This is a genomic window from Pseudomonas peradeniyensis (assembly GCF_014268935.2).
In the GTDB taxonomy this organism is placed as follows: Bacteria; Pseudomonadota; Gammaproteobacteria; order Pseudomonadales; family Pseudomonadaceae; genus Aquipseudomonas; species Aquipseudomonas peradeniyensis.
The window spans coordinates 697,644-717,972 of sequence record NZ_JABWRJ020000004.1 but is presented as its reverse complement, the minus strand read 5'-3'; the positions used below and the strand labels follow the sequence as shown (position 1 = coordinate 717,972).

The window sequence follows — 20,329 nt, the reverse complement described above, 5'->3', positions numbered from 1 at the left end:
TCAGAAATGCCCGGGCTGGGCGCTGCGGGCCAGCGCGCCGGGACGGTGGGCCAACAGGGTGCGCAGGGGGAACTCCCAGACCACGGTGTCGATCTGCGGGTTCTGCAACTGGTCGCCGGCGAGGAACTGGTTCATCGCCTCGAACGGCCCGCGGGCCTCCACGGCGATGGATAGCAGGTCGCGGTTGAGCGCCTCCTTGAGGAAGCCGACGAAGTTCCAGTCGTCGATCTTGCTGTAGCTGGTGCCCACCAGCAGCAGGCTCTGCGTCTGCTCGGCGAACAGCGCGTCGCTGTCCTGGTCGGCCTGGAGGGTCTCGTACAGCTCGATCGGGTTGGCGCCGAACTGCGGCGCCAGGCGGGCGTGGTCGAACTGCAGGTAGTTCATCAGGTCGCCCTTGACCGTCTTGTCGCCGGCCTTGCGCGACACGTACACCTGGTCGCCGAGCAGCTGCGGGCGCTGGCGGGCCAGCTCATAGGCCGACAGGCGCGCGCCGTCCGGGCTCCAGTGGGTGTCGGACTTGAGGAACAGCCGTGGGCCGGCCAGGTTGCGCAGGTAGGCGTCGCGCAGCGGCACCACGTCCAGCCGGCGTAGCTGCAGGTCGGCGACGAAGCGGTCGTAGAGGCTGTGCACCCGCGGGTCGAAGGCGTGCGCGGCGTGGCTGGCGTAGATATCCAGTTTCATCGGCAACGGCAGCAGCACCAGGTGCTTGCCGTGCTCGGCCAGTTGCCTTTGGACCTTGACGATCTGCTCCAGCTGGCTCGCCAGGCTGGCGTCCAGGTCGTTGGGCACGCGGTATTCCTGGTTAGTGTAGAGCCAGCCGTCCTTGCCCAGCACCACGCCCTTGGTGCCCTCGCCGAACAGCTGGAACTGGGCGTCGGCCCACAGTCGCTGCGAAGGCTCGCGCAGGAACAGGCGCTTGTCGTAGACCTGTTCGAACTTGCGCAGCAGCTTGCCGTCGACGAACAGGTTCCAGCTGTCGGTCTGGGCGCGGGCGAAGCTCAGCACCGGCGGCAGCGAGTAGACGAACATCGCCGCCAGCGCCAGGGCGAAGACCACACCGTTGGCCTTGCCGGCCGAATTCATCACCGGGTACATGGCACTCTCCTAGAACTGGAAATACAGGAACGGCGAGAACGAACTGGCCGCCAGGCTGCTCAACGCCAGCAGGAAGCCGCCCCACAGCAGCAGGCTGTGCAGCACGCCGACGTGACGCATGAAGTAGCCTTCCTTGTTGCCGGCGTAGAAGCGCACGTTGTTGATCCCGGCCAGGATCAGCCAGGCGACCGCCACCAGGGCGAAGGCCATGGCCATCTTCGAGGCGCCGAGCACGTAGAGCTCCAGCGAACCGAAACCGTTGAAGCCCAGCAGCGCCTGGTAGATCTGCAGGCTGTGGCGCAGGTCCATGGTGAAGAACAGCGGCATGCTCAGGATGATCAGCAGCGCGGTGCGCAGGTTGCGACCCAGGTGGTAGGGCGTGGTGACCTTGGTCGCGAGGTTGAACCTGCGCTCCAGCACCATGCCGATGCCGAAGAACAGCCCCCAGCAGATGAAGGCGAAACTGGCGCCGTGCCACAGGCCCGACAGCAGCATGGTCCACACCAGCGCCGGCAGGGCGCCGGCCACGCGCTTGCGCACCAGCGGCAGGTACACGTAGTCGCGCAGAAAATGCGCCAGGGTCATGTGCCAGCGCGACCAGAACTCGGTGATGCTCTGCGACACATAGGGCTGGTTGAAGTTTTCCGGGAAGCGGAAACCCATCATCAGCGCCAGGCCCAGGGCCATGTGGCTGTAGCCGGCGAAGTCGAAGTACAGCTGCAGGGTCGAGACCACCAGGCCGAACCAGGCATCGCTGAACTGCAGGGTGCCTTCGCCGACGAACAGCACGTTGATCGGCGCCAGGCGGTCGGCGATCAGCACCTTCATGATGAAGCCGAGCATGAAGCGGCACACGCCCAGCGAGAACAGCTCCAGCGAGTGGCTGCGCTGGCGCAGCTGCGGCGCGAGCTGGCTGTAGCGCAGGATCGGCCCCGCCACCAGGTGCGGGAACAGCGCGACGAAGGCGGCGAAGTCGATGAAGCTGCGGGTGGGCGTGGCGTCCTTGCGGTAGATGTCGACGATGTAGCTCAGGGCATGGAACACGTAGAACGAGATGCCCAGCGGCAGGAAGATGTTCTCCAGGGTCCAGGTATTGATGCCCAGCGGCGCCAGCAGCAGGGCCAGCACCTCGGCGCCGAAGTTGGCGTACTTGAAGTAGCCCAGTGTTGCCAGGTTGCCGGCCACGCCGAGCCACAGCAGGCGCAGGGCGCGGCGTTTGTCGCCGGCGTCCAGGCGCGCCTTGATGAACAGGCCGAAGCCGTAGTTCCAGGCGGTGATGGCGACGAACAGCAGCAGGAAGTCCGGGCGCCACCAGGCGTAGAACACGTAGCTGGCGGCGACGATCACCAGCGAGCGCCACTGCGGCCGAGCCAGGTAGTAGATGGCCAGGAACAGCGGCAGGTAGAGGAACAGGAAGACGTTGGAGGCGAAGATCATGCTGGCCGGTCCTTAGTAGCTGATCACCACGCCGACACTCAGCTGGTAGTCGTCGCCGCTGTCCAGCGCGCTGCCTGCGTTGAGGTAGCTGGCGCTGACCAGGGTGTTGACGTCCAGGTGCTTGCCGTCGAGGGCTACCGGGAACATCTTCCAGTAGTAGTTGAGGTCGATCATCTGGCCGACGTTGTCGCCCTTGCCGTGCCGGCCGGCGTTCAGTTCGCTCTGGCGCCGGGCGCGGGTATCGGCGGCCATGCGGATCGGCAGGGCGCCGGCTTCATCGCGCAGGTTGAGCTGGGTCACCCGCAGATCCAGGGCGCTGCGCGCCGTGGGCCGGGTCTCCAGGGCGAAGCCGTAGTAGCTCAGGTTGCGCAGGTCGAGGGCGACGAACGAGCTGGTCAGGCGCGTGCTGTACGAGCCCTGGCGGGTGATGCGGTCGGACTGGATCGGGTTGAGCCGGAAGCCGTCGTTGTCGTCGTCCGGCTTGTCGGTCAGGCCGCCGCGCAGGGCCACGCGCGGGGTCCAGGGCAAGGTCTCGAAACGCTTGCCGACCTCGCCCAGCGCCGCCCAGCCGCGGCTGCCGAGGCCGGTGCTGGTGACGCCGTTGCCGGCGGTGTTGTCCATCGTGCCGTCCAGCGCCGCCAGTTCCAGGTGGTAGTCGCTGGCCAGTGGCAGGTTGTCGCCCTTGAAGAACAACCCGTAGCGCCAACCCTTGAAGTCGTAGCGGTCGTCGACGTCGTGGCCGCTGCGGTCGTTCTCCTGCATCAGGCGCACGCCGACCTGGTTGTTCGGGCTCCAGCGATAGGCGTACTGGGCCATCAGGTACAGCGTGCGCGCTTCGCTGGCGGCCAGCGAGTTGACGTCGGTGTTGTAGTTGCGAAATTTCTGCCCGACCGCGACGAAGGCATCGCTGAAGGTATCCTGGTAGTTGAAGCGCAGCGACTCCAGGCTGTCGTCCCACCAGATGCCGTAGTCGTCGTAGAACCGTTGGCGACCGAACGACAGCGAAAAGCGCGGGTCGTCGCCGATCAGGTTGCGCTTGACGTACAGCTCGCGCAGCTCGGCGTACCAGCCCTCGGGTTGCTCGCGTTCATTGTTGTTGGTCGACTCGTTGGCCAGGTTGCTCGACTGGCTGGAGTCGTAGTTCAGCCACAGGCGACCATAGACCATCCATCTGGCCCAGCGTTTTTCCGGCGAGTACCAGGCGAACGACGGCTCGTAGCGCAGGCTGTAGAAGCTTTCGCGGTCGCGGCCGACCTGGGAGTCTGCCGGCCCGTAGCCGGTCTGCACGGTGAGCTTGTTGAAGAACTCCGAGGTGATCACCGGCTCGCTGCCGTCAACGGTCGCGATGCGCACCGGCGCGCTGCTGTCGGCCTCGGGGCCGGTGACTTCCTCGCCCGCCAGCGCCGCCAGGGGCGCCAGGGCGAGCAGGGCGCCGAGCAGGGATGGGTGGGCTTTCACAGGGTGGCCTCCTTCAACAGATCGTTGCGCGCCGCCAGGGCGCGCTCGATGTCATCCTTGGGCAAGGTCTTGTCCAGCCGTTTGATCAGGCCGCGGGCGCGGGTCTCGCCCAGGTCGAGGGCGATGCGCGCATAGGTGTAGGCCTTGACCGGGTCGTGGCAGATGGCCCGGCCGCGCAGGTGCACGGTGGCCATGCGGTACCAGGCTGCGGTCGAGCCCTGTTCGGCCTGCCGCTGCCAGATGGCCAGGGCGCGTTCCTGGTCGGGCTGGTCGAGGCCGCCCTTGCTGTACAGGTCGCCCAGCAGCAGCTGCGCGTCGGGGTAATGGGCGGCGATCAGTTCGTCGATCAGCGCCTGGGACTTTTGCGGATCCAGGGTCAGCCAGTTGTTGACCATGTAGAACGCCGCGTCCAGCGCCTTGGCCCGGGTCGGGTCCTTGGCCCGCACCTGGGCGATCAGCGCCTGGGTCTGCTCGGCGTTGTGCTCGGTGGGGTTGGAAATCATGAAGTTGGCCTTGGACACCTGTGCCGGCAGGTAGCCACGGGCGACGGCGTTGTCCAGCCAGCGCTGGGCCTCGGCGATGCCGTCGGCGCGCAGCTGGTCGTTGGCCTTGTCGCGGGCCAGTTGCTCGGCCGTTGGCTCGACCTTGGGGCCCATGGCGCGGTTCTGGCGCTGCTCGCGCTCGGCGTCCAGCTCGGCGCGGGTGGTGCCATGGATGCTGTCCAGCAGCGCGCCGATGCGCTGCACCACCTCCACCGGCAGGCTGGCCATCTCCGGCTCCAGGCTGCGGGCGAAGGCGAGGAAGGCCGGGTCCTGGCGCTCGCCGAGGAAGCGGTAGTAGCGCTCGATGCCGCGCGGGTCGATGCGTGCCGCCTGCCGGTACCAGCGCTCGGCGGCGGCGCGGTCGCCCTGGCGCTCGGCGACCACGGCGCGGTACAGCTCAGGACGGCAGTTGAGCAGGCAGCTCTGTTCGTACAACGCCAGCAGTTCGGCGGCGCGCTCGCCGGGGAACAGCTGCGGATAGACCAGGAACACCTCCAGGCTGGTGCTGGTGCTGCGCGGATCACGGTCGTTGGGGTAGCGGGCCAGGGCCTGGCGCACCCACGCCTCGTGACTGCGCTGCAGGCGCGGGGTGCGGTCGAGCAGGCGCGCCAGCGAGGCCAGCGCCGGGATCTGGCCGTGGCCGTCGGCGAAGGCCTCCTGGTACAGGCTCACGATATCCTGGCGGTTGGCACTGTCGCTGTTGGCCAGCACATCGCCGAGCAGCTGCTTGGAGGCCAGGTCGCCGCGCTCGGCGAGGGCGCGCAGGTCGCTCGTGACGTCGGCGCTCGGGTCCTTGTACAGCGCGTAGCGGATCTGCTCCAGGCTCTGCCCGGCCCAGCCGCTGCCGGCCCAGGCCAGGCCGAGGCTGGCCAGCAACAGGCGCGGGGCGTTCTTGGCGATCATGAGCGGCCCTCAGTTGCCGCTGCCGAACGGCAGGCCCAGGTACAGGTCGACCGCCACGGCCTTCTGGTAGGCCGCCGCCGGCAGCGGGCTGTCCGGCTGGATGGTCAGCGCCAGGTTGTGGTTCAGCTCGTCGGAGCGGGCGTCGACCACCGTGCCGCTGAAGTGCTGGTCGAGGCCGAACACCTGCATGTCCACCGAGCGCACGCGGCCGACATCGGCGAGCTTGTCGAACGGCACGTTGGCGCGCACGAACAAACCCTCGTTCTTCGGCAGCAGGTGCATCATCGGTGCGGCCTTGTAGCCATAGCCGTCCAGCGGCGGCGCCGGGTACCAGACCTGGCAGTCGCACGGGCTGTTGATCACCGTCTCGACGCTGGCGCGGCCCAGCAGCGCCTGCAGGTCGCCCGGGGCGAGGTCGGCCAGGGCCTTCATGTCCGCCGGGCTGGTGAAACTGGTGGCCAGCTGGGTGGAGATGTTCGCCAGCGGCTGGCCGGCCTGCACCTCGCTGGCGCCGGCCGGCAGCAGGTACTTCACGTAGCCGTTGTCCGGCATGCTGATGACCTGGGCATTGCCGGCCACCGTGGCCTGCAGCGCCGGAACACGGAAGAACAGCAGGTAGCCCTTGTAGCCGACGAAGCCCAGGGCGGCCAGGCCCGCGGCGGCGTACAGCGCGGTGCCGGCCACGGCCTTGAGGCGCTCGCCCGGGGTGCGGGCGCTGGCCTGCTGGTGCTTGCGCGCCTTGATGTAGTTCTCGCGCTGCATCACGTTGAACAGGCCGTTGATGTCGGCGACTTCGCCCGACAGGTAGGCGCTGATCAGGTAGCGCAGGATGTCGCGCTTCTGCGCGTCGAGGTCGACGAACTGCGCGCCGACCTCCTTGCCGCGCTGGGAGACGATGCGCACCTTGCCATCGATCGACAGGTCCACCTGGTTCAGGCGCAGCTGGATCGAGGCGTCGTACAGCGCGCCGACGGTCAGCGGCGCCTCGTGCAGCAGGCCGATGCCGCCCAGCGAGATATCGGCAAGGTCGGCCTCGAACGGTTCGCGTCCGGCGCCGGACAGGCGCACCCGGGCGTGCATGCGGGTACGCACGTACTGACGCTCGTCGATGGCCTCGTGGACGATGTTGGCCGCGGTCTTGCCCGGGGCCGCCGGGGTATTCGAAGTACTCATGTGCAGGCGCCTTTCCTTAACGTTGCGTGAGTTCCAGGAGAACGGTGATGACCCCGAAGAAGATGGCGATCGAGGAGCACAGCATCGCCTTCGAGGACCAGCGGTTGAGGCTGGCGTCGAAGTCGACGCTGCCGGTGGCCAGGGTGGTCTTCTGCCGCGTCCAGCGTTGCTGGTCCATGTGGAACATCGCGTAGACCTTCATCAGCGAACCGACGATCTGGTTGTAATAGAGAACGAACGGGTACACCGGGCTGACCGGGTGCCCGGCGAAGACGAACAGCACCGTTACCAGGCTGCGCGAGACCAGCACCCAGAACAGGTACACCAGCAGGTACTGGATGCCGAACACCAGGCCGGCCAGCACCGAGGCGGTCAGGCCCATCAGGCAGGTCCACATCGACACCCGCTGGTCGAGCAGCACGTACAGGGTGAACAGCCCCAGGCGCGCACGGCCGAGCAGGGCGGTGGCGCGAAAGTTCTGCCGCAGCGAGTTGCCGTACCAGCGGAACATCAGCTGGCGGGTGGCCACCCAGAAACTGTCGCTGGGTGGGTGCTCGACGGTCAGGGTATGGCTGTCGGGCACGTAGAAGGTGTCCCAGCCGGCGCGCATCAGGCTCAGCCAGCTCGACTTGTCGTCGCCGGTGAGGAACTGGAAGCGGCCCAGGCGCCAGTGTTCGAGAAAATCCGCCTCGACGTCACGGATGAAGTCCGGGTCGGTCATCACCCCGGCGCGGAAGAACGACAGCCGCCCGGTGAGGGTCAGCACCCGGTGCGACAGGGCCATCGAGCACATGTTGATGTGCCGCTGGACGAAACGCATCGAGTGCCACTGGCGCATCCAGCGGCTGCCCTCGACCTCGCAGAACTCGTTGGTGGTCAGCCCGCCGACGTCGGGCAGCACGGCGAACAGCTTGACCGCCCGTTCGACGCAGCCGGGCAGCATCATGGTGTCGCCGTCGACCACGCCGACCACCGCGTCGTCCAGCGGCATCTGCCGCGACAGCGCGCGGAAGGCGTGGGCCAGGCCATCGCGCTTGCCGGTGCCGCGGGCGCGGACGATCACCAGGCCGATATCGTCGCGGCCCTGCACCTCGTCGCGCATGATGTCCTTGATGAACTGCTCGTCGCCTTTCTCGACGATCGAGGCGATCACCGTGCACGGCACCTTCAGCCGCTGCACCTCCTGGAACACCGACTGGTACACCTTGAAGGTAGTGTGGGTGGGGATGCGAAAGCTGGTCACCACCATGAACATGTGCGACGGCAAGGCCGCGTCACCCAGGCGTTCGACCCGGCGGCGCAGGCGCGGGAAGCGCCAGTGCAGGAAGTACATGCCGCGCAGGTAGTGGACGATGGCGTTGCCGTAGCGCCACATGCCCAGGGTGCCGATGATGAAGATGAACTGGTGGTGGCTCGGGTCCAGGTACTGTGGCGCGACCATCTGCGCGGCCAGGGCGATCAGCCCGGCGAGCAGCGCCCAGGCGCAGAAGCCGGCCGCCGCGCGCATGTACGCCGGGGCCGCGAAAGGCCGCTGTTGCTGTCGTTCCATGGCGTTGTAGCTCCTTGGGTCGGGGCCCGCCGTGACGGCGGGCGGCGGCGTGCCTTACCAGCAGATGCCGTGGCGTTGGGCGTCGCTGCTGCCGGCCATGAAGCCGACCAGGTCGATCACCTGCTTGCCGTTGCCGACGTCCAGGGCCTGGACGAAGCGCTCGTCGTTGTTGCCCAGCACGATCACCTCGGCCTCGTCGATCACCTGCTGCAGGTCGCTGCGCAGCAGGGCGCTGACGTGGGGGATCTGTTGCTCGATGTACTGGCGGTTGGCGCCGAACTGACGGGCGTGGTCGACGTTGGCGTCGAAGATGCGCAGGTCGTAGCCCTTGCCGATCAGCTGCTCGGCCAGGGTCACCAGCGGGCTTTCGCGCAGGTCGTCGCTGTTGGCCTTGAAGGCCAGCCCGAGCAGGGCGATGCGGCGCTTGCCGGCCCGGGTCACCAGGTCGAAGGCGTTCTGTACCTGGTTGCGGTTGCTGTCCATGATCGAGGCCAGCAGCGGGTGCGCCACGTCCAGCTGGCTGGCGCGGTAGGTGAGGGCGCGCACGTCCTTGGGCAGGCACGATCCGCCGAAGGCGAAGCCCGGGCGCAGGTAGTAGCGCGACAGGTTGAGCTTGTAGTCCTGGCAGACCACGTCCATCACTTCGCGGCCATCGACCCCGGAGGCCTTGGCGATGTTGCCGATCTCGTTGGCGAAGCTGACCTTGGTAGCGTGCCAGACGTTGCAGGTGTACTTGATCAGCTCGGCGACCTCGATCGACTTGCGGATCACCGGGGCGTCGAGGCCTTCGTACAGCGCGGCGAGCAGGTCGCCCGAGCGGCTGTCGAGTTCGCCGATCACGGTCATGGCCGGGAAGTCGTAGTCCTGGATCGCCGTGCTCTCGCGCAGGAACTCCGGGTTGACCGCCACGCCGAAATCACGCCCGGCCTGCTTGCCCGAAGCCTGCTCGAGGAGCGGGATGACCACGTTCTTCACCGTGCCCGGCAGCACCGTGCTGCGCACCACCACGGTATGGCGGCTGGCCTTGTCGCGCAGGGCCGCGCCGATCTCCCGGCACACCGCTTCCATGTACACCAGGTCGAGGTCGCCGTTGGCCTTGCTCGGCGTGCCGACGCACAGCAACGACAGCTCAGTGGCCAGGATCGCCGCCTGGACATCGGTGGTGCCGCGCAGGCGGCCTTGGCGTACGCCGTCGAGCAGCAGCTGTTCCAGGCCCGGCTCGACGATGGGCGAGCGGCCCTGGTTGATCATGTCGATCTTCGCCTGGGCGACGTCGACCCCCAGTACCTGGTGTCCGCGTGCCGACAGGCAGCCGGCGCAGACCGCCCCCACATAGCCAAGTCCGAAGATACTGATGTTCATAGATCCCTCTCCCCAGGCGCGGTGCAAGGCCGGCCGAGATACTCAGTTCAGAAGTTTTGAAAATGCCAGACGCGCAGGATCAGGCCGCGCTAGATATATAGCGATGCAGGCTGTTTCTTGATGGTCTTTTTACATCCTAAGGAGTTTTCTGATAGTTCGGCAAGCTTTGTTGTGTTGTTGTTTTGATAAATTACAAATTCTCTGTGAGAAAGTTAAAAATCACTTGAAAAACAACAAGTTAAAGTTGGTTAAAAGTTAGGCGTCAAAAAATCGATATGCTTGTTTGTGCCGATAAAATGGCGCCAAAATGGCGCTTCTCGCCACGTTTTCCGCCATTTCAGTCGCGCTTAGATATGCGATTTTTTACTGACTTGGGTGATTTTTCTGATTCTTGGAAGTGCTATTTTCGTCTGTCGTCGGGCGCTTCCATGTCCCCCAGTCGTCCGACCGTGGCGCAATGATGGCTTGCAAGGATTGGATCCAATTGGCATAGTGCCGGACGACTGCGCAAGCATTCACTCGGGTGCGGGATGCACCCTTCTTCCATTCATGCAAAGGAGGCAAGCAGATGAACGGATTCGGTCCGCGACTCAGAGAAGAGCGCGAACGCCTGGGGTTGACCCAGCGTATCTTTGGCGACATTGGCGGTGTCGAGCCCAACGCCCAGGGCAAGTACGAGAGCGGCGAACGCACGCCGCGCATGGATTACCTCGCGGCCGTCGCCAGCAAGGGCGTCGATGCGCTCTATGTGCTGAGCGGCGTGCACACCCCAGCGCCGCTGGACAGCCTCACGTCTGACGAAAACCGTCTGCTCGACGCGTTCCGCCGCCTGCCCTCGGCCGACCAGGCTGCGGTCTGGCACTTGCTCAACCGCCTGGCAGGCGAGGAGGGCGGGGCGCAAGTGCTGCGTATTCGGCGGCCTGACCGGCAGGCATATTTCCATGACGCTTTGCGCTAGGTTCGTTGTGAAAAATTTTGTTAAGGTGGCGGGATCCAATCGCCCCACTGACGAGGTGTCTGCTTGATTAGGGTCCTGGTGGTCGACGATCACGATCTGGTGCGTACCGGCATCACACGCATGCTGGCCGACATCGACGGGCTGCAGGTGGTGGGGGAGGCGGACTCTGGCGAGTCCGCCCTCAAGCTGGCCCGCGAGCTCAAGCCGGACGTGGTCCTGATGGACGTGAAGATGCCAGGGATCGGTGGTCTGGAAGCCACGCGCAAGCTGTTGCGCAGCCATCCGGACATCAAGGTGGTCGCGGTGACCGTGTGCGAGGAAGACCCGTTCCCCACCCGCCTGTTGCAGGCGGGTGCCGCGGGCTACCTCACCAAGGGCGCCGGGCTCGACGAAATGGTCCAGGCGATCCGCCTGGCCTTCGCCGGCCAGCGCTACATCAGCCCGCAGATCGCCCAGCAGCTGGCGCTCAAGTCGTTCCAGCCCCAGGGCTCGCCGTTCGACGCGCTGTCCGAGCGGGAAATCCAGATTGCGCTGATGATCGTAGGCTGCCAGAAGGTGCAGATCATCTCTGACAAGTTGTGTCTGTCCCCCAAGACCGTCAATACTTACCGTTATCGAATCTTCGAAAAACTCTCGGTCACCAGCGACGTCGAACTGACCTTGCTGGCCGTCCGCCACGGTATGGTCGACGCAAGTCTGTAAGCACACCTCATGTCACAACCTTTTGATGCAAGCGCGTTCCTGGCGACCTGCAGCGGTCGCCCGGGCGTGTACCGGATGTTCGACGCCGAGGCCCGGCTGCTGTACGTGGGCAAGGCCAAGAACCTCAAGAAGCGCCTGGCCAGCTATTTCCGCAAGACCGGGCTGGCGCCGAAGACGGCTGCCCTGGTGGGGCGCATCGCTCAGGTCGAAACCACCATCACCGCCAACGAGACCGAGGCGCTGCTGCTCGAGCAGACGCTGATCAAGGAATGGCGGCCGCCCTACAACATCCTGCTGCGCGACGATAAGTCCTACCCGTACGTGTTCCTGTCCGACGGTGAGTTCCCGCGCCTGGGCATCCACCGCGGCGCGAAGAAGGCCAAGGGCCGCTATTTCGGCCCGTACCCCAGCGCCGGTGCCATCCGCGAGAGCCTGAGCCTGTTGCAGAAGGCGTTCTCGGTGCGCCAGTGCGAGGACAGCTACTACGCCAACCGCACCCGCCCGTGCCTGCAGTACCAGATCAAGCGCTGCAAGGGGCCGTGCGTGGGGCTGGTCGCCGCCGAGGAGTACGCCGAGGACGTGCGCCACTCGGTGATGTTCCTCGAAGGCCGCAGCCAGCAGCTGGGCAACGAGCTCAGCGCCGAGATGGAAAAGGCCGCCATGGCCCTGAACTTCGAGAAGGCCGCCGAGTTGCGCGACCAGATCGCCCTGCTGCGCCGGGTCCAGGACCAGCAGTACATGGAGGGCGGCTCCGGCGACGTCGACGTGGTGGCGGCCTTCGTCAACCCGGGCGGTGCCTGCGTGCACCTGATCAGCGTGCGTGGCGGCCGGGTGCTGGGCAGCAAGAACTTCTTCCCCCAGGTGGGCATCGAGGAGGAGGTGGCCGAGGTCATGGCCGCGTTCCTGTCCCAGTACTACCTGGGCAACGCCGAGCGCGAGCTGCCGGGCGAGCTGATCGTCAACGTGGTGCACGACGACTTCGCCGCCATCAGCGAGGCGCTGCAGACCCTGCGCGGACGCGAGATCAGCATCAGCCACCGGGTGCGCGGCACCCGCGCGCGCTGGCAGCAGTTGGCGGTGACCAACGCCGAGCAGGCCCTCAACGCCCGCCTGGCCAACCGCCAGCACATGGCCGCGCGCTTCGAGGCGCTGGCCCAGGTGCTCGACCTGGACGAGGTGCCGCAGCGCCTGGAGTGCTACGACATCAGCCACTCCAGCGGCGAAGCCACCGTGGCCAGCTGCGTGGTGTTCGGCCCCGAAGGCCCGCTCAAGTCCGACTACCGCCGCTTCAATATCGAGGGCGTCACCGCTGGCGACGACTACGCGGCCATGCACCAGGCCTTGCAGCGCCGCTATGGGCGGATCAAGGACGGCGAGGGCAAGCTGCCTGACGTGCTGCTGGTGGACGGCGGCAAGGGCCAGCTGAACATGGCCCGCGACGTGATGCAGGAACTGGGCTTTACTGACCTGACGCTGCTGGGCGTGGCCAAGGGCGTGACCCGCAAGGCCGGTTTCGAGACCCTGTACCTGAACGACGTGGCCCACGAGTTCACCCTCAAGGGCGACTCGCCGGCCCTGCACCTGATCCAGCAGATCCGCGACGAAGCCCACCGCTTCGCCATCACCGGCCACCGTGCTCGGCGCGGCAAGGCCCGGCGCACCTCGAGCCTGGAGGACGTCGCCGGGGTCGGCCCCAAGCGCCGTCGCGACCTGCTGAAACATTTCGGCGGCCTGCAGGAGCTCAACCGCGCCAGTATCGATGAGATCGCCAAAGCCCCCGGCATCAGTAAAAAGCTTGCCGAGTCGATTTATGCCAGCCTGCATAGCGAGTAGAATGCCGGGTTCAACTCGCAGCCAGTCGTACCGATGAATATTCCAAACCTGCTCACCGTTCTACGCGTCCTGCTCATCCCGATCTTCATCCTGCTGTTCTATGTGCCCTATCACTGGAGCTACATGGCCGCCAGCACGGTGTTCGCCATCGCCGCCGCCACCGACTGGCTCGACGGCTACCTGGCGCGTCGGTTGCAGCAGAGCACCCCGTTCGGCGCCTTCCTCGACCCGGTGGCCGACAAGCTGATGGTCGCCGTGGCCCTGGTCCTGCTGGTGCAGGTGCACGCCAACTTCTGGCTGACGCTGCCGGCGGCGGTGATCATCGGCCGCGAGATCGTCGTCTCGGCGCTGCGCGAGTGGATGGCCGAGCTCGGCGCCCGCGCTCATGTGGCGGTGTCGAACCTGGGCAAGTGGAAGACCGCCGCGCAGATGCTGGCGCTGGTGATCCTGCTGGCCAACCCGCCGCTGCTGACCTTTTGGGTGGTGCTGGGCTATGGGCTGCTGCTGGTGGCGGCGGGCCTGACCCTGATCTCGATGGTGCACTACCTGCTGGCCGCCTGGCCGCACCTGCGCGAAGGTTCGGAGCAGAAGTAAAAGTTTTTTTGAATCAAGGGGTTGACGCCGTTCTGGAAATCGCTAGAATGGCACCCATCACGACGCGGGAATAGCTCAGTTGGTAGAGCACGACCTTGCCAAGGTCGGGGTCGCGAGTTCGAGTCTCGTTTCCCGCTCCAAATTAGATCCGCAGTGCGTCGCTGGGATCACAAAGAAGAGGCCGAAAGGCCTCTTTTTTTGTGCCTGGGATTTGGTGGTTGCAGGCGCATGGCGTCTCTTGCCCCAAGGCACAAGCACCTGTCAGTCGAGAAGCCACCCCGAGTCCCCCTCGACAAGCGTGCCACCATGACTGGTGCGATCGCCCTGGCGTGCAACGCACTTGCCATCGATGAGAAAGTGCGTGGCCCCCGTTTCGATTAGCGCCCCACAGCTGATACGGTCCCCGACGCGGGCAACGGGTTTGCCATTGAACTGATAGGTTTCACAGCCGGTTTCCACCACACCCGCGCCATGCAGCGGGCACTCGTGCAGGTGGCCTACAAGGACGACCGGTTTCATGTGGGTTCTCCTGCGGCAGGGCCAGTACGGGACTCACGGTCTATCGCTTCCGGCCATTGCACCCTGGGGGCCAATCGGCGAATGGGGGTGAGTTCGAAGTCATTGTCCCAATCGCGGGGCGGGCGAACAAAGGTGGGAAGGGCGTCTGGGCCCTGTTGCATGAACAGTCTGATGATCTCCCAGTATCGCGTTCCAACCTCGATATTATGGGTGAGGAAGAGACGGTCGATAATTTCGTCGGTACCTGGTTTGCGGACTGCGAAAAGAACTTTTTCGACGACTCCACCATTACCCATGGGGGCGTAGACACTACAGACTTCGGCGGTAAGATCTTTCCAGTCGTAGGCCACAGGGTGGATCCCCCATTTTTTTCGGCTGAACACGCTGATGCGATCAAATCTATATTGATAGAAGTAGACTTTCTGGCGTGAACGGTTGAAGCGTATTGGCTCGTCGCGCGGTAGTTCTAGGTCTATACGGATGTAAGGTATTATCGCCCAGCATGAAATAATTATAAATAGGTATCCTAGGAGAATGAAGCCTATATTCATATCGCTGCTATTTGTGATTGAGTCATAGATAAATGGTAAGTTTACTAGAAGGCTGAGTAGTAATGTTATGATTCCGCCGATGCTGCCAAGGCCTCTGGTGCTCAAAGTTGCTCTGGATACTTCCATGTAAGTGTTATTTATTTGGTTTGGCGTGGGCGGTAGCAGAGCCGGGTTGAATGATACGGGTGGTTCTTCGGTGGGAAGAGGTAGGTCATATTTCCAGCCAATGGGGTGACGAGGTAGATATTCATTGATTTTAGTCATTCGTTGATCGCCTGAATTTCTAAGTGTGCATAGGCCTCAGGGGAGTTTCGGTCTGGCCAGTAAGTGACGTTTAACGTTGCGGCCATGATGCTGTGCTTACCAAGGCCTGGGGTGAGTGCCGGCGGACGCCACCACTGGGCGAGCAGCCGCGCCCGGGAGGACACGCCCTCCATACCGACCAACAACCCGGCTTTACGGCTGATCGATACTGTCGACCTCATGGGGCGCATCCTTCTCGATATTGGGTTGGCTCTTGGGTCGACGTTTAGAGACGCGGGGTTTTCTCTCCGGGCGTTTGCCTGGACGTATGGCCCAGAGGTAGGCGTTTTCCCGTAGCCTCTCCTGGATATGGGGTGGGTAATCGTCAACTGTGGTTAGTGCCGGGACGGGTTTTCCCGGCAGGCCGGCTTCACGGATGATCTTGGGCCAGCGAGGTTTCCAGCACAGCAGGAGACTCACCCAGTGGCCTGTTCCGATGATCAGGAAGGCAGGAGACAGCAAGAGCAGGCCGCATTTCAGGACGCGTGGGGAACTGCGGAAGTAGTGCGTCAGACCTTCGAACTGAGGCGTGAAGGCTTGCCAGGGCCAGGGGAAATGCGAGGTGATGTGGGGGGGCGGTAGTCCCTCTGGGCCTTCATCCATGAAACGACGGATAAACTCCCATTCGGCTTGAAGCTCCGCGAAATTGTTCGCGGATTTGCCTACCCAGATCAGTTCAGGACGCAGTGTGCCAGTGAAAACGGGCGACCATGTGAGTTCCAGCGGCATGCCCATGCCACCTGGCGGAGCATACTTTTTATCAGAGCCGCTGGACGATACGCCGTTCCACGGGAGCGTGACGATCCCTCCGCAGTATGGCGGGCGGTGGAGGTAGACTTGTTGGGTGGTGCGGTTGAAGCGTATCAACAAGTGGCGTGACGTGAACATTTCAAAGCGTGTGAAACGGAAAACATATTTCAGGTAAAACCACAAGATGCAGAGGGTTGTGCTGAGAAAGAAAACTGCTAGATATAGCCTCTCACCATACGGCTCTCCCTGATAATTAGAAGCAAGATCGATCAATATCATTATCGAGTGGGAAGCAATTTCTAGTCCGCTGATTATCAGCATTATTATGGTGAGAGATAATATACTGATCAGCCCGCGCTTGTCCTCCCACATGCCGCAGCGCATTTCGAGCACATGCTCGTTGTACACGTAGACTGGGCCACGGCTTTTTGGGGTTTTGCATACTGATTTTTTTGCGGCTGCAACGTATTCTTCGTCTTCGCTTTCGTACACCCCTCTGTTCTTAATTGTTCTGTTCTGCTTTTTAAAGGCTTCGCGTTTTTCTTTGGGGTCAATGGCGGCCAGCCATGCAAGCCATTCAACAAAATACATTATATGACCTCACTCATGGCGCTGAATAAGGCTTCGAGTTCTTCGGTGTCCTTTATGTATCCTTTGTTGGATGATTTAAGGCGGAAGCAACATTTGCTGCACCACTTCTCCAGTGCGTCATCATCGATGATGAGTAAGGTTATAGTGGTGCCGAGTACAATTGCGCCGCCTATCCAGCTCAAGCGACTCAGAAACATCATTGCTGCTCGGTTCGCGGCTAGCCGTGCGGAAAGAGTGGAAAGGGTAGCGTATAAGCTGCTTCTCCATGTTTGGTTGGCACTCATTGATAGCCATTGGAAAAACGCACTCGCTTGTGAAAACGCTATTCCTCCCTGCCCCAAAAGTAGGGCGGTCGTAGATCCAGCTCGCAGCCAATAAGTCGTCGCCAGCAATGATTTAGATCGAACGTCGGCTTCTCTCGCATCTGAAACGTCCCACGCAATACTGACAACGCCACCCACCGTCGCCAATCCCGCCCCCCATAGCCGATAACGCCCCAGGCTGATGTCCGCTCCCCGCGCAATCGCGCTGTTCCGCCCGACGCCCAGCAGGGTCTGTTCGGTCCCCACCGCCAGTAGCTCGAACCCCGCCGCCGCACTGGCCAATCCTGCGGCCACCACCTCGCTCCAGAAGCGCCGGTCCTTGTCATCCCGCTGCCCCTGCAACAGGAGCAGTCCCGCCTCCAGAAGGAGCAGCCCACTGGCCAGCCGGAGCCGATAGAACGAATGAGCATGAGCGCCCTGCAACGTCTCCACATAGGCGCGATCAAGGCGCCGGACCATGGGGGCCGCCACCCGTCCTCGCGAGGGGGTGTCACCCTCGAGTGCGTGTTCACTCAGGCGCAGGTTGATGGCTTGCTCGCCCAGCGAGGCAATGAGGTAAGTGCCCAGGCGCCGGTACAGCAGGCGATCCATGTTGCCGGGGGCGCCGGCCTGCAGGCTCTGGCGCCCCAGTTGACCCAGCCAGGCCAAGGCGCCGGCGGTGTTGAGGGCGCTGTGCTGGGCCAGCTGGTCGAGGTGGCCGTCCACCCGGCTGAACTGCGAGGCGAGTTCCTTGGCGTACTTGAGTGAAGTGTCCACCTGCTGCCAGTGATCGTATTCCGGTGGCAGCGCTTGCAACGCCTGGCGTGTCTGCTCCAGCACCTCGGCAATGGCGCGCTGGTTGAAGACGAAGGAACGCAGGGCCAGGTTATCGGGCGTCAGCGTGTCGGCATGCCACCACTGGGCGAGCAGCCGCGCCCCGGCCGACACGCCCTCCATGCCGACCACGCTGAGCCCGGTTTGGTGGGCAAAGCACAGGCCGCTGCGCAGGTCGTTCTCGTCGTAGTAGGCCAGGGCCGCGAGCAGTTGCTCAGATTGCAGCCAGACGAGATGGTCGTCGGCCCGCACGTCGGCCAGGCGCTGCGCCTCGAGGCCGTGGGATTCGAACCAGGCAAGCTGGTCGTGCATGGCCTTGAGGTCGACGTGTGGCAGGTAGCGCGTTTCGAACTGCCGGGCGAACTCGCCGTTGTTCGCCCGGGCCTCAAGGTCCTGGCGCCTGAGTGCGCCTGCGGTATCGAGAATGCCCTCCTTGGCCTGCGCCCACCAGGCGGCCATCTGCGGGTTGGCGCCCTGATCGGCACCGGCGAGGTGGGCGCGCATGGCCTCTTTGTGACGGTCGACCAGCGCGGCGACCTTGCGCTCACTGAATTGCTGATGCAGTTCGGTGAAGGCCTGGGCGACCAGCACCTTGCGCTCGTTGCTGGGGCCGGGTTTTCCCGCGACCGCCTCCGAGGCTTGCAGCCAGTCCTTCAGGTGCTCCATGCCCGCGTTGCGCCAGGCATTGAGTTGCTGAGTGATGCCGATGGCATCCTCCACCACCACCGCGATACCACGGGCCTCGGGTTTGTCGGCACCCGGGCCCAGCATGTACCGGGCCGCCGTTAGCGAGTGGACGCTGGTTTCACTGAACAGCTGGTTGTCCAGCAGCTTGCGCAATGAGCTGTCGGTTTCCGCAGCGAAATCGGCGACCAGGTCCAGCTGGTCATGGCGCAGCACATAAGGCCTGGGCGTCGGGCAGCCAAGGCCGGTGAAGGCGGCGACATCCACGGGTGGCAGCCTGTCGCGTCGACGCAGCAGTTGCTGCTGGGCCGCTTCGGTCAACGGGTCGGGGCTGTAGAACAGGCGCAGCTCAGCCAGGTCTTCGAGGTCATGGACGTTGAACGCCAAGGCCGTGTTGCGAATCATGTCGCGCAGGGTGTGGGCGTCTGTGGCGTCCGGCTCGGACTGCCCGGGGGTAACCAGCGACAATGAACCGTTCGCCGCAATGCGATAGGGCGGGTGCAGGCTGTGCTGCCCGCTGCGCTTGCGTTTCTCCATGACGTACAGGAAGCCTTGGCGCAGTGGCCGAATGGCATAGTCGGCATGCTGGAGCGTGGCAACACTGTAGGGATGGCGCAGGTGTTCGGGCAGGGTGGGCAAGCGCAGGCGTTGGCCGGTAGTGCCGCCAACGGCCGCATAGCGCAGGGGCAGGATAGTGAAGGTGCGCGTGCAATGGACGGCGGGCCCGCTGGCGAAGGGGGCCTCCAGGGCCTCGCAGGCTTGCCGATTGATTTCGAGCAATTTGTTGAAGTCGAACATCCGATGTCCTCAGCGAAGCTGTTCATGCAGGTGGGTTTTTACCGACTCGACAAGCGACGTTTGCTTGTCGAGGGCGTCATTTATGGCGGCTTGCCAGACGGGATCGCTCGTCAGGCCCTCACCCAGCAGCGCCATGAAAATCACATAGGTAATCTGGTCTTCCTGCCGTACGAGGCCTGATTCACGTGCAAAGGCCAGGAGCTTCTGCGCGAGGCCCAGGCGTATTTGCTTGTGGCCGGGTTATCAGTCCCTTCTTCATGCACAGGGGGCATAGCGTGGCGCCCGTCATGATGATCATGCTCGACGACGCCAGCCTGCCGCACAGCACTAGCCCTATTCGATCAGCCAGGTGGGGTCACCTTCTATCAGTGTGCCGCCATGGCTTGACTTGTCTCCCAGGCGCGCCGCGGGGCTGCCCTCAATTAGCGTATGCGCGGCACCAGTCTCGATGACCGCACCGCAACTGAGCTCATCCCCCATGCGTGCGATTGCACGACCATTCACTGTGGCACTGCCCGCGCCACTGATGACGGTACCTTCCCCGTGGAGAGGGCAAAGGTGGCGATGGCCGACGAGGACGACAGGCTTCATGGCGACTCCACCTGTGCAAGTGGAGCGGTTTGTGGGGCCGTTCGCGATTCATGGTCTATCGCTTCTGGCCACTTGACCTCTGGTGCCAGACGCTTGGCGAACTGATACCAGAGGAGAAGGTTGTGATCTTCATTGTGTGGGGCAGGTGAAACAGCATCGAGACCGTGTTGCATGTAAGTGCAGATGTAGGCCCAGATGGACTCTTCCCCATACGTATTACTCAAAGAGAACCGGTCGATGACCTTGTTGGTGCCCGGTTCGACGACGGACAACATGATCCCTGTCTTCACGAGGTGCGAGCCTTGGTGGGTGACAGCCTGTTTTCTCCAGCGTTCGGCGCGTACATCCTTCCAGTCGTAGCTGACGATTTTTATTGGCCATGGAATGAAAGGGTTCCACCAACAGAACGTAAAGTTGTAAGCGTAGATTTTTTGACGAGCCCGGTTGAATCGTATGGGTTCGTCGCGAGGGGTGGCGCGGATTAGGCGAGCAAATGATGTTGCTTGCCAGGTTACTAATGATAGCGCTGCAAATCCAATAGGTAAGAAATTGTAATCACTGTCTTGGATGCTGTCTATTATTACTCCTATAGCTATAAATACTGAGAATATGCTGGGCGGTAGGCATAGGAGTAACAGTCCTCCCGTGCTGACCGAGTTTCGAGGTATCTCTAGATATATATCATCTTGGTGATTGGAGGTTATTAGGTTGGGGGAAGGCTCGACTCTACGAGGTGACCCCGGAGGATTGAAATCTTCTTTCCAGCCAGAGCACGGGGGGGTTAGGATAGGTCGTTTCAT

Annotated in this window: 18 protein-coding genes and 1 tRNA gene; 6 read left to right on the top strand and 13 right to left on the bottom strand. The window is 63.5% G+C overall.

Going from position 1 to position 20,329, the window contains the following annotated elements:
* The 7 genes from HU751_RS23800 to HU751_RS23770 are packed head-to-tail and all read right to left on the bottom strand — an operon-like array spanning nt 1 to nt 9,519.
* A complete protein-coding gene (locus HU751_RS23800; RefSeq protein ID WP_186734705.1) occupies nt 1–1,095 on the bottom strand; it encodes an alginate O-acetyltransferase in 1,095 nt (364 codons plus the stop codon).
* Between the two features lie 9 nt (nt 1,096–1,104).
* Nucleotides 1,105–2,532, bottom strand: coding sequence for an MBOAT family O-acyltransferase (locus tag HU751_RS23795; protein WP_186734706.1), 1,428 nt, complete (start codon nt 2,530–2,532; stop codon nt 1,105–1,107).
* A 12-nt stretch (nt 2,533–2,544) separates the two neighbouring features.
* A complete protein-coding gene (locus tag HU751_RS23790) occupies nt 2,545–3,990 on the bottom strand; it encodes an alginate export family protein (protein ID WP_186734707.1) in 1,446 nt (481 codons plus the stop codon).
* The gene (locus HU751_RS23785) at nt 3,987–5,435 is read right to left on the bottom strand and encodes a tetratricopeptide repeat protein (protein WP_186734708.1); all 1,449 of its coding nucleotides are present in this window, start codon (nt 5,433–5,435) and stop codon (nt 3,987–3,989) included. Before HU751_RS23785 ends, HU751_RS23790 begins: the two co-directional genes overlap by 4 nt.
* 9 nt (nt 5,436–5,444) lie before the next feature.
* The gene (locus HU751_RS23780; protein ID WP_186734709.1) at nt 5,445–6,608 is read right to left on the bottom strand and encodes a PilZ domain-containing protein; all 1,164 of its coding nucleotides are present in this window, start codon (nt 6,606–6,608) and stop codon (nt 5,445–5,447) included.
* Between the two features lie 16 nt (nt 6,609–6,624).
* Complete coding sequence (locus tag HU751_RS23775; RefSeq protein ID WP_186734710.1) at nt 6,625–8,157, bottom strand: glycosyltransferase; 1,533 nt, start codon at nt 8,155–8,157, stop codon at nt 6,625–6,627.
* A 54-nt stretch (nt 8,158–8,211) separates the two neighbouring features.
* The gene (locus HU751_RS23770; RefSeq protein ID WP_096049868.1) at nt 8,212–9,519 is read right to left on the bottom strand and encodes a nucleotide sugar dehydrogenase; all 1,308 of its coding nucleotides are present in this window, start codon (nt 9,517–9,519) and stop codon (nt 8,212–8,214) included.
* A gap of 568 nt (nt 9,520–10,087) precedes the next feature.
* On the opposite strand from HU751_RS23770, the gene HU751_RS23765 reads away from it, so the two are divergent.
* The 5 genes from HU751_RS23765 to HU751_RS23745 all read left to right on the top strand — a co-directional run bounded on the left by HU751_RS23765 (nt 10,088) and on the right by HU751_RS23745 (nt 13,746).
* Nucleotides 10,088–10,477: a helix-turn-helix domain-containing protein gene (locus HU751_RS23765; RefSeq protein ID WP_028692527.1), complete on the top strand. Its 390-nt coding sequence runs from the start codon at nt 10,088–10,090 to the stop codon at nt 10,475–10,477.
* Nucleotides 10,478–10,540: 63 nt separating this feature from the next.
* Nucleotides 10,541–11,179 (top strand): response regulator transcription factor GacA, encoded by a 639-nt coding sequence (gacA, locus tag HU751_RS23760; RefSeq protein ID WP_028692526.1) that lies wholly within the window; start codon nt 10,541–10,543, stop codon nt 11,177–11,179.
* A gap of 9 nt (nt 11,180–11,188) precedes the next feature.
* Complete coding sequence (gene uvrC / locus HU751_RS23755) at nt 11,189–13,012, top strand: excinuclease ABC subunit UvrC (RefSeq protein WP_186734711.1); 1,824 nt, start codon at nt 11,189–11,191, stop codon at nt 13,010–13,012.
* Nucleotides 13,013–13,045: 33 nt separating this feature from the next.
* Complete coding sequence (gene pgsA / locus HU751_RS23750; RefSeq protein ID WP_028692524.1) at nt 13,046–13,606, top strand: CDP-diacylglycerol--glycerol-3-phosphate 3-phosphatidyltransferase; 561 nt, start codon at nt 13,046–13,048, stop codon at nt 13,604–13,606.
* A gap of 64 nt (nt 13,607–13,670) precedes the next feature.
* Nucleotides 13,671–13,746: transfer RNA gene (locus tag HU751_RS23745), tRNA-Gly, on the top strand.
* Nucleotides 13,747–13,867: 121 nt separating this feature from the next.
* On the opposite strand, the gene HU751_RS23740 is transcribed toward HU751_RS23745, so the two are convergent.
* From HU751_RS23740 to HU751_RS23725, 4 genes are all read right to left on the bottom strand, one after another.
* A complete protein-coding gene (locus HU751_RS23740; RefSeq protein WP_186734712.1) occupies nt 13,868–14,125 on the bottom strand; it encodes a PAAR domain-containing protein in 258 nt (85 codons plus the stop codon).
* A complete protein-coding gene (locus HU751_RS26935) occupies nt 14,122–14,940 on the bottom strand; it encodes a DUF6708 domain-containing protein (protein ID WP_225933379.1) in 819 nt (272 codons plus the stop codon). Before HU751_RS26935 ends, HU751_RS23740 begins: the two co-directional genes overlap by 4 nt.
* A 192-nt stretch (nt 14,941–15,132) precedes the next feature.
* On the bottom strand, nt 15,133–16,320 hold the full coding sequence (locus tag HU751_RS23730) for a DUF6708 domain-containing protein (protein ID WP_186734713.1): 1,188 nt from the start codon (nt 16,318–16,320) through the stop codon (nt 15,133–15,135).
* Nucleotides 16,320–18,938: a T6SS effector BTH_I2691 family protein gene (locus HU751_RS23725; protein WP_217862550.1), complete on the bottom strand. Its 2,619-nt coding sequence runs from the start codon at nt 18,936–18,938 to the stop codon at nt 16,320–16,322. The genes HU751_RS23730 and HU751_RS23725 overlap by 1 nt, the downstream gene beginning before the upstream one ends.
* Before the next feature lie 3 nt (nt 18,939–18,941).
* On the opposite strand from HU751_RS23725, the gene HU751_RS23720 reads away from it, so the two are divergent.
* Complete coding sequence (locus tag HU751_RS23720; RefSeq protein ID WP_217862549.1) at nt 18,942–19,118, top strand: hypothetical protein; 177 nt, start codon at nt 18,942–18,944, stop codon at nt 19,116–19,118.
* Nucleotides 19,119–19,271: 153 nt separating this feature from the next.
* Here the strand turns inward: HU751_RS23720 and HU751_RS23715 are convergent, their stop codons facing one another.
* Both HU751_RS23715 and HU751_RS27140 read right to left on the bottom strand, forming a co-directional pair.
* Complete coding sequence (locus HU751_RS23715; protein ID WP_186735956.1) at nt 19,272–19,529, bottom strand: PAAR domain-containing protein; 258 nt, start codon at nt 19,527–19,529, stop codon at nt 19,272–19,274.
* Nucleotides 19,526–20,329 carry a DUF6708 domain-containing protein gene (locus HU751_RS27140; protein ID WP_367616988.1) on the bottom strand — a complete coding sequence of 268 codons (804 nt, stop codon included), beginning with the start codon at nt 20,327–20,329 and terminating at the stop codon, nt 19,526–19,528. The genes HU751_RS23715 and HU751_RS27140 overlap by 4 nt, the downstream gene beginning before the upstream one ends.

What these genes read in the sequence shown, in the direction of transcription:
- HU751_RS23795 (WP_186734706.1), bottom strand. Translation starts at nt 2,532, where the DNA reads ATGATCTTCGCCTCCAACGTCTTCCTGTTCCTCTACCTGCCGCTGTTC.
- HU751_RS23730 (WP_186734713.1), bottom strand. Translation starts at nt 16,320, where the DNA reads ATGTATTTTGTTGAATGGCTTGCATGGCTGGCCGCCATTGACCCCAAA.
- pgsA (WP_028692524.1), top strand. Translation starts at nt 13,046, where the DNA reads ATGAATATTCCAAACCTGCTCACCGTTCTACGCGTCCTGCTCATCCCG.
- HU751_RS27140 (WP_367616988.1), bottom strand. Translation starts at nt 20,329, where the DNA reads ATGAAACGACCTATCCTAACCCCCCCGTGCTCTGGCTGGAAAGAAGAT.
- HU751_RS23780 (WP_186734709.1), bottom strand. Translation starts at nt 6,608, where the DNA reads ATGAGTACTTCGAATACCCCGGCGGCCCCGGGCAAGACCGCGGCCAAC.
- HU751_RS23770 (WP_096049868.1), bottom strand. Translation starts at nt 9,519, where the DNA reads ATGAACATCAGTATCTTCGGACTTGGCTATGTGGGGGCGGTCTGCGCC.
- uvrC (WP_186734711.1), top strand. Translation starts at nt 11,189, where the DNA reads ATGTCACAACCTTTTGATGCAAGCGCGTTCCTGGCGACCTGCAGCGGT.
- HU751_RS23740 (WP_186734712.1), bottom strand. Translation starts at nt 14,125, where the DNA reads ATGAAACCGGTCGTCCTTGTAGGCCACCTGCACGAGTGCCCGCTGCAT.
- HU751_RS23720 (WP_217862549.1), top strand. Translation starts at nt 18,942, where the DNA reads ATGTCCTCAGCGAAGCTGTTCATGCAGGTGGGTTTTTACCGACTCGAC.
- HU751_RS23765 (WP_028692527.1), top strand. Translation starts at nt 10,088, where the DNA reads ATGAACGGATTCGGTCCGCGACTCAGAGAAGAGCGCGAACGCCTGGGG.
- HU751_RS23725 (WP_217862550.1), bottom strand. Translation starts at nt 18,938, where the DNA reads ATGTTCGACTTCAACAAATTGCTCGAAATCAATCGGCAAGCCTGCGAG.
- HU751_RS26935 (WP_225933379.1), bottom strand. Translation starts at nt 14,940, where the DNA reads ATGACTAAAATCAATGAATATCTACCTCGTCACCCCATTGGCTGGAAA.
- HU751_RS23715 (WP_186735956.1), bottom strand. Translation starts at nt 19,529, where the DNA reads ATGAAGCCTGTCGTCCTCGTCGGCCATCGCCACCTTTGCCCTCTCCAC.
- HU751_RS23785 (WP_186734708.1), bottom strand. Translation starts at nt 5,435, where the DNA reads ATGATCGCCAAGAACGCCCCGCGCCTGTTGCTGGCCAGCCTCGGCCTG.
- HU751_RS23800 (WP_186734705.1), bottom strand. Translation starts at nt 1,095, where the DNA reads ATGTACCCGGTGATGAATTCGGCCGGCAAGGCCAACGGTGTGGTCTTC.
- HU751_RS23775 (WP_186734710.1), bottom strand. Translation starts at nt 8,157, where the DNA reads ATGGAACGACAGCAACAGCGGCCTTTCGCGGCCCCGGCGTACATGCGC.